General features: G+C 38.8%; 10 protein-coding genes. 4 read left to right on the plus strand and 6 right to left on the minus strand.

The genetic code is table 11. The features are described from left to right. The 4 genes from ACI4WO_RS07585 to secG all read right to left on the minus strand — a co-directional run. Window positions 1-194: FeoA family protein (locus tag ACI4WO_RS07585; protein ID WP_439806952.1), on the minus strand; the 194-nt coding region annotated here is incomplete at its 3' end. A gap of 94 nt (window positions 195-288) precedes the next feature. Then, window positions 289-1,059: a hypothetical protein gene (locus ACI4WO_RS07590; RefSeq protein ID WP_439806953.1), complete on the minus strand. Its 771-nt coding sequence runs from the start codon at window positions 1,057-1,059 to the stop codon at window positions 289-291. Window positions 1,060-1,070: 11 nt separating this feature from the next. Continuing rightward, entirely contained in the window at window positions 1,071-3,239 is a 2,169-nt protein-coding gene (gene rnr, locus ACI4WO_RS07595) for a ribonuclease R (RefSeq protein ID WP_439806954.1), read from the minus strand. Between the two features lie 77 nt (window positions 3,240-3,316). Continuing rightward, window positions 3,317-3,571, minus strand: coding sequence for a preprotein translocase subunit SecG (gene secG, locus ACI4WO_RS07600; RefSeq protein ID WP_439806955.1), 255 nt, complete (start codon window positions 3,569-3,571; stop codon window positions 3,317-3,319). Window positions 3,572-3,742: 171 nt separating this feature from the next. Between secG and yabP the strand changes: the two genes are divergently transcribed. From yabP to ACI4WO_RS07620, 4 genes are read left to right on the plus strand one after another with little or no spacing between them, the layout of a single operon-like run. Continuing rightward, entirely contained in the window at window positions 3,743-4,027 is a 285-nt protein-coding gene (yabP, locus tag ACI4WO_RS07605; RefSeq protein WP_439806956.1) for a sporulation protein YabP, read from the plus strand. A gap of 12 nt (window positions 4,028-4,039) precedes the next feature. Further along, the gene (gene yabQ / locus ACI4WO_RS07610) at window positions 4,040-4,627 is read left to right on the plus strand and encodes a spore cortex biosynthesis protein YabQ (protein ID WP_439806957.1); all 588 of its coding nucleotides are present in this window, start codon (window positions 4,040-4,042) and stop codon (window positions 4,625-4,627) included. Then, complete coding sequence (locus ACI4WO_RS07615; RefSeq protein WP_439806958.1) at window positions 4,620-4,889, plus strand: hypothetical protein; 270 nt, start codon at window positions 4,620-4,622, stop codon at window positions 4,887-4,889. Before yabQ ends, ACI4WO_RS07615 begins: the two co-directional genes overlap by 8 nt. 58 nt (window positions 4,890-4,947) lie before the next feature. After that, complete coding sequence (locus ACI4WO_RS07620; RefSeq protein ID WP_439806959.1) at window positions 4,948-5,376, plus strand: S1 RNA-binding domain-containing protein; 429 nt, start codon at window positions 4,948-4,950, stop codon at window positions 5,374-5,376. 58 nt (window positions 5,377-5,434) lie between these two features. Here ACI4WO_RS07620 and sfsA read toward each other — a convergent pair whose 3' ends face one another. Then, window positions 5,435-6,115, minus strand: a complete 681-nt coding sequence (sfsA, locus tag ACI4WO_RS07625) for a DNA/RNA nuclease SfsA (RefSeq protein ID WP_439806960.1) — start codon at window positions 6,113-6,115, stop codon at window positions 5,435-5,437. Further along, on the minus strand, window positions 6,105-6,584 hold the full coding sequence (ybaK, locus tag ACI4WO_RS07630; RefSeq protein ID WP_439806961.1) for a Cys-tRNA(Pro) deacylase: 480 nt from the start codon (window positions 6,582-6,584) through the stop codon (window positions 6,105-6,107). The genes sfsA and ybaK overlap by 11 nt, the downstream gene beginning before the upstream one ends. Between the last annotated feature and the right edge of the window lie 259 nt (window positions 6,585-6,843).

The following is a 6,843-nucleotide window of genomic DNA, read 5'->3' on the forward strand; positions in this document are numbered from 1 at the left end:
GCAATTACTGCTCCTCTTATAAGGTATGCTACCGGGTCTCCCGAGGGACTTTTTCTTAAGCATATTACGTCAGTTCCCTCAATAAGACCTATGTCCTGAAGACGTCTTCTCATTGCCCCCTGAGTATGAAGCTCTGCAACACGTCCGGTATGTCCTTCCTTGAGAGAATAAAGTGTCTTTATATTATTTTCCATACTGAAAACTCCGTTTAATAAGTATAAGAACCTGTTCTGAGGTATTACCCCTGTTATTATATTATTCATAAAAAGAGAAAAGGTTACAGTATTGTCAGTAGGGAAGTGTGAAATTTTCCGTTTTCCATTCACCGTCTTTTTTTATCATGGAAAATTCATTGGTTTTTTCGGAGGCTTCGCCGTCGGAATAATGTGAAACGGCGTTGAATACAAGTCTTGAGTCGCTTTGTGATACAAGCACAAGGTCAGTACCGGTATAGTATATATTTGAACCTCTGCCGCCGTCATAGCAGTAAACCTTTCCGTCAGATTCAAAGTACTTGCTGTAAAGCGAATCGTCAGGCTCTGCAAACACCTGACAGTAAGCATTTACAATATCATCAACACTGTTTACTCCGGCATCGTTTATCAAAAACGCACCTGTACCAGTACCGCTGCTGTAGTCTAGTTCATAAGGACAATTTATAACAAATTCCCATTTTTGTTTTGCACTTTTTTCAAACTGTTCTTTCGCAAGAGCTGTCAGATCGGATTCATTGGTGTCAGTATTATTGTCAGCCTGGGATTCATTATTATCTGAGATTCCGGCGGTCTGAGCGTTTCCGCTTTCAGAATCTGTATATTCATCTTCATTATTTTCTGAATCTTTGTCAGTTTCCGCAGAACTGTCAGAAGAAGTACTGTCACTGCTGTCCGCCATGATACTGTCATCTGCTTCCTTTTCAGGTTCTGATGATTCCGTCAGAGATGATTCTGAAAGAGAATTGCTGTTTATGGCTTTTGTATCTGCCTGTGTGGTTTCGTCTTTGCATGCGGGAAGCAGAAGGCATGCTGATAAAACTGTCACTAATAATATTTTTTTCATTTATGTCTCCTTTATAAATCAAGCTCAAAATCTATATTTCCGCTGTTTACATCTGCTCTTGCACAGATAACTGAAACCTTGTCACCGACAGAATAAGCCTTGCCGCTGTATTCGTCTGCCAGACTGAAAAATCCGTCATAGCTGTAATACCCCTCAGGGAGAGTATTTACATGGACAAGTCCCTCTATGGTATTTTCAAGCTCTACATAAAATCCGAATTCAGTAACACTTGAAATAAATCCCTCAAAGGAATCGCCTATATGCTGCTGCATGTATTCTGCCTTGTAGCAGTCTTCACAGTCACGCTCAATATTCATGGCTCTTATTTCCATAGCTGTTGAATGCTCAGAGGCTTTGGCAGCAAATCCGCTGTATCGTTTTTCCATCCACTGCTGATCCGCACCGCTTATAAGGTCGGAGAGTATTCTGTGAATAGCAAGGTCAGGATAACGTCTGATAGGGGAGGTGAAATGAGCGTAGTCATCAAGAGCAAGACCGAAATGCCCCACAGGTTCAGTATGGTATTTTGCTTTCGCCATGGAACGCAGAGTCATCATGTTTACTACCGGATAGCTGGGCTTGTCCTTGGCATTAATAAGGATCTGTGCGAGGTGAGCCGGCTTTACCTCTGAAAATACCGGAATATCAACATTAAGCCGTCTTAAACCCTCTTTAAGATCGTCAATTTTTTCAGGAGATGGAGTTTCATGAATTCTGTAAACAAACGGAATTTGTTTTTCACTTGCAAGTCTTGCAGCGGATTCGTTTGCCAGAAGCATAAATTCCTCAATAATCATTTCTGATTTTCCTCTGGTTCTCGGAACAACATTTTCACAGATGTTGTCTTCATTTATGATTAGCTTGCTTTCAGAGGTTTCAATTTCCGGCGCACCTCTTTTTTTTCGGTTTGCAATGAGAATATCTGCAAGCTCGTCCATAATTTTAATGCTTGGAATAAGTTCTTCATATTTTGAAAGTATTTCCGGCTGTGGGTTTCCGGCAAGAATACTGTTTATTTCCGAATAAACGCCCTTTACCTTTGAGCAGATAACCGATTTTTCAAATTTAAAGTCCTTTAAATGCCCGTCAGTGGAAATGTTCATAATGGCTGAAAAGGTCAGCCGGTTTTCTCCCGGATTAAGTGAACAGATACCGTTTGAAAGCTCCTTAGGCAGCATAGGGATTACCTTGTCGGCATAATATATGCTTGTACCTCTTTCAAGAGCTTCCTTGTCAAGGGGACTGTTGCCCTTGACATAGTGGGAAACGTCTGCGATGTGAACGCCCAGCCTGTAGCCGTTTTTAGTACGTTCAATTGACACAGCATCGTCCAGATCCTTTGATTCAGCACTGTCAATTGTAAATATAAGTTCTTCTCTTAAGTCCAGACGGTTTTTGAAATCATCTGCCCATATTCCGGCAGCCTGAATTTTTTTTGCATCATTCTGAACATTTTCAGGGAAATGATTTTCTATGCCGTTTACCGCCAGAACTGATTCGGCACAGCATGCGGCATTCTGAGAGTTCCCGAAGGTAAATACGATTCTGGCTTTGTGATCTCTGTGGCGTTTACCCATACGGATAAGCTCAGCCATGACCTTGTCGCCAATTTTATATTCAATACCGCTTTCTTCAATTTTAATAGGAGTTTTTGACATTGAATCCGGCAGAAAGCATTTTCTGTCCTCTTCTTCAACAATAATGCCAGTAAGCTTTGCACTGCATGGCTTTAAAACGTCCAGTACCTCTCCTTCCGGACTTCCGGAGCGTGATTCAATATATCTTGCCAGTACAATATCTCCCGGCATGGAACCGCAAAGAAACTTTCCCGGTACGAATATTTCCTCGTCGTTGTCGCATCGTTTCATAAAACCGAAGGTTTTGTTAAGTCTTAAAATTTCCGCTGTAAAAAATCCCAGAATATCAGACATTACATAGCCTCGTTTTCTGAGACAGATAACACCTTCTGAAAGCAGGGAATCCATAGCCTCACGGTAATTTTTCTCATTGCCTTTAATACTTCGGCATTTGGCGGCAAGCTCTTTTGCCGGAACAGGTTTTTTTCCGCTTTTTCTGACAAATGTCAGGATTTTATTTCTGTAATTTTCAACAGAGTATTTATCGCTTGAGCTGAATTTTTTTTCGGATTTCTTTTTTGATTTATTTTTTTCTTTACTCATATTAAATCCTCTTTTTATTTAAAAATAATCCCTGTGAACAACGTCTTTGCGTTATTGCCACAGGGAATAAATGGTTATTATAAATAGTTTGCAACGATATTTACGGCAATCGTAAGAACGAAAAGTGCAATCAGGAGAACTCGTGTAATTTTTCTTAAAATAGCTTCTTTTGTTCTTCCTTCATTTTTTTCGTAAAACGAATCGTTCGCTCCACCTGTGATAGCAGCTGTCATATTCTGCTGCTGCTTTGAATCCTGAAACAGGCATAAAATAATCGCAAGAACGCAGGTTATAATCAGCAGAATACCGCCGACAATTTCAAGTACACTCATTATTTTTCTTCCTCCATTATTATAACAGATTTTCAAACTATTTAAACTAAGTATATCATAATTAACAAAAAAAAGCAACAGCTTTTTATAAAAAAATTCACCAAAAACAGTAATATTTTCTATGCATGTTAAATATAAATTACTGTAAATAAAAGCAAAGGAGAATTAAAAATGACAAATGATGAAAAAACTGCAAGAGCCGTTCACAATGTGATAATGGAAAACCGCAAAAGTCTTACCATTTCCGGAGTTACAGATGTGGACAGTTTTGACGAACGCTGTATCTCGCTTTACACTCAGCTGGGGGAGCTTGTTATCAGGGGACGGGAGCTTCATATTAACTCAATGAGTGTTGAAACCGGAGATATGACTATAGACGGCGATATCTGGGCACTCAACTACGGTGACAAGGATAAACACGGAACGGTTTCCTTCCTGGGAAAACTTTTCCGGTAAGGCGGTGAGCTGATGGAGGGACTTGAAAGTTTTTTTACATGGTCTGAGCAGCTGCGGCTTTTTTTGCTTTCCTGTCTGTTTGGGATACCAGTAGGGATAGTTTTTGACCTGTTCCGGGTTTTCAGAATGTTAATTCCCCATAATAAAATTGCCGCAGCAGCTGAGGATCTGATTTTTTTCTGCCTTTACGGCATATTCCTTATGTGCTTTACGGTTACTGAAGCCAGAAGCGAATTCAGGTTTTATTTTTGTATCGGCAATTTTCTGGGATTTGCTTTATATTTCGTAACAGTCGGGTCGGCAGTTACTTCTGTACTCAGAAAAATAATAATGTTTATAAAAAAAATATTTGCCATGATTTTCCGTCCGGTCGTGAAAAAGTTTGTACTTATCTGTGAAAAATTCAGAGCTTTTTTTGTTAGAACTCTCCAAAATCTGAAAATTGATAAAAAAAATAGTAAAACCCCCTTGATTGATAACGGTGATTTGTTGTATAATAGAAATAATGATATAAAGAAAAATCTGAACATAAGAAAGAACGTGAAGAATTTTGGCAGCAGCAAAGGCAGTAAAAAGAAAAAAGAAAAAGGGCATGTTTAGCCTTATAAGCAAACTTATTATAATTGCCGTTGTCATTGGCTGTATTGTTTCAATTATTGCAACGCAGGCCAATCTGGCGGAAATGCAGAAGGAACTTAATTCTATTCTCAATAAAGCTGATGAAATCGAAGCTGAAAATGCGGAACTGCAGCGAACCCTTGATGAGGACGATATGAATGCTTACATGGAAAAGCTGGCTATTGAAAAAATGAATTATGCTTACCCGAATGAACGAAGATATTATGATACGTCAAGAAACTAGCTTTTTAAGCTTTTAAATTTTATTCATATTAAACTTTAACAGGGGGATTTAACAGGCTATGCAGCTCGAAATCGGTAAGGTATATAACGGTAAGGTAAAAGGCATTGCTCAGTACGGTGCATTTGTAGAAATTGAAGGTGCCGGAACGGGAATGGTACATATTTCTGAAATTGCCAATACATTTGTAAAGGATGTAAAGGATTATCTGACTGAAAATCAGGAAGTAAAGGTAAAGGTTCTCTCTATAAGTGAGGACGGAAAAATCGGTCTTTCCATCAAGAAAGCCAGTGAAAATCCGGGAGATCAGCTAAAAGCTGCAAAGCGTCCGGAGCGTAAGCCGAACGTCTGGGAACCAAAGAAAAAGCCTCCTATGTCAGAGCTTGGATTTGAGGAAATGCTTACACGCTTCAAGCAGAACAGTGAAGAAAAGATATGTGCGCTTAAGAGAAATACTGAGCGTAAAAACGGTTCTAGAAGAGGCAAATAAAATAAATTGTCCCCGGTTTTTAAAAACCGGGGATTTTTGTGTTCCAGGCATAACATGTTCAATTTTCTTCCAGATTCACTCTGACCGGCATATCAGCCGTTACTTCATTTTCACTGACTTTGCAGTCATAAGCCATTATTTTCACTCCGGCTTTCTGAGCATCTTTCAATGCTTCTCCGAATTCCCGGTGAGTACTGTAATTAGGTATTAGAAGCTTTATTCCCTTCATTTGTATTATAAAAAGAATCCCTGCCTCATAGCCTTCCTTTACAGCTTCGATAAGTTCCCGGATATGCTTTACTCCCCGTTCTGTAGGAGCGTCCGGAAACATTGCAGTTTTGTTTTCTTCAAGAGTTACTCCCTTGACTTCTGTAAACATACGGGTTCCGTTGTTGTTTATAAAAAAGTCGAATCTGGAATTTTTATATTTCTGTTCCGGCTTTATTTCCGCATCAGGGTAAAGCTTATGAAGCAGTTCGCAGGCTATTTTGTTAGGTGCCTGACTGTCCATGTTTATAAGTTTGTCATCTTTGTAAACGGAAATAAGGTCATATTTAGTTTTGCGGTTTTCATTTTCCGCCCTTTCAAGAATCACTTCTGCACCCGGAACAAGAAGTTCTCTGCATCTGCCGGTATTTTTAACATGGACGGTTTCTTCCAGTCCGTTTACACAGACCTTTGCAATAAATCTGTTCGGACGGGAAATAAACTTACCATTTACAATATTTTTATACTTCATCAGCTATAGTTATATCCGCAGCCTTTACGGGTATTACCTTTCTTAAATCTTTCAGAGACATTTCAACCTGACAGCCGATTTTACCGCCGCTGAAAAATATTTTTTCAAATTTTTCGGCAGTTTGATGAATAGTTGTAGTAAAAAGCTTTTTCATGCCTATGGGTGAACAGCCTCCGTGAACATAACCTGTAAGGGGAAGAAGTTCCTTTGATTTTAACATTTCTACAGACTTTTCATTTACTGCTTTTGCCGCCTTTTTAAGGTCAAGCTCATCACAGACAGGAAGCATGAAGACATAGTATTTTTTTGATTTGCCTACAGTCACAAGTGTTTTGAAAACCTGATCCGGGTCTTCGTTCAATGCGTCCGCTACATCTGCACCGCTGACTGCTCCGGTATCACCGTAAAAATGGGCTTTATAATCAAGCTTTTTCTGATCCAGTATTCTCATGACGTTTGTTTTTTCCATTTTATCATACACCTCATATGGACAATATAACATAATTTTAAAAAAATTGCAAATCTGCTCTTAATAAGCGGTCGGAAAAGTGATAATATATGATATCAAATTAATATCATTTTTGATTAAAAAGAAAAATTCTTAAGAGATTCAAGTCATCAGACAGCACGGTTCAGACAAAAATAGTTTATTTTTTTAAGAGGTACGGAATATTAATCTTTATTTTTTGTGGAATGTGCCGATATATTTTATATATAAGTGCAAATTG

This window comes from Porcipelethomonas sp. (assembly GCF_051893655.1).
Classification (GTDB): Bacteria; Bacillota; Clostridia; order Oscillospirales; family Ruminococcaceae; genus Porcipelethomonas.

What these genes read in the sequence shown, in the direction of transcription:
- yabQ (WP_439806957.1), top strand. Translation starts at nt 4,040, where the DNA reads ATGGAGGGACTTGAAAGTTTTTTTACATGGTCTGAGCAGCTGCGGCTT.
- ybaK (WP_439806961.1), bottom strand. Translation starts at nt 6,584, where the DNA reads ATGGAAAAAACAAACGTCATGAGAATACTGGATCAGAAAAAGCTTGAT.
- ACI4WO_RS07615 (WP_439806958.1), top strand. Translation starts at nt 4,620, where the DNA reads ATGTTTAGCCTTATAAGCAAACTTATTATAATTGCCGTTGTCATTGGC.
- ACI4WO_RS07590 (WP_439806953.1), bottom strand. Translation starts at nt 1,059, where the DNA reads ATGAAAAAAATATTATTAGTGACAGTTTTATCAGCATGCCTTCTGCTT.
- rnr (WP_439806954.1), bottom strand. Translation starts at nt 3,239, where the DNA reads ATGAGTAAAGAAAAAAATAAATCAAAAAAGAAATCCGAAAAAAAATTC.
- yabP (WP_439806956.1), top strand. Translation starts at nt 3,743, where the DNA reads ATGACAAATGATGAAAAAACTGCAAGAGCCGTTCACAATGTGATAATG.
- secG (WP_439806955.1), bottom strand. Translation starts at nt 3,571, where the DNA reads ATGAGTGTACTTGAAATTGTCGGCGGTATTCTGCTGATTATAACCTGC.
- sfsA (WP_439806960.1), bottom strand. Translation starts at nt 6,115, where the DNA reads ATGAAGTATAAAAATATTGTAAATGGTAAGTTTATTTCCCGTCCGAAC.
- ACI4WO_RS07620 (WP_439806959.1), top strand. Translation starts at nt 4,948, where the DNA reads ATGCAGCTCGAAATCGGTAAGGTATATAACGGTAAGGTAAAAGGCATT.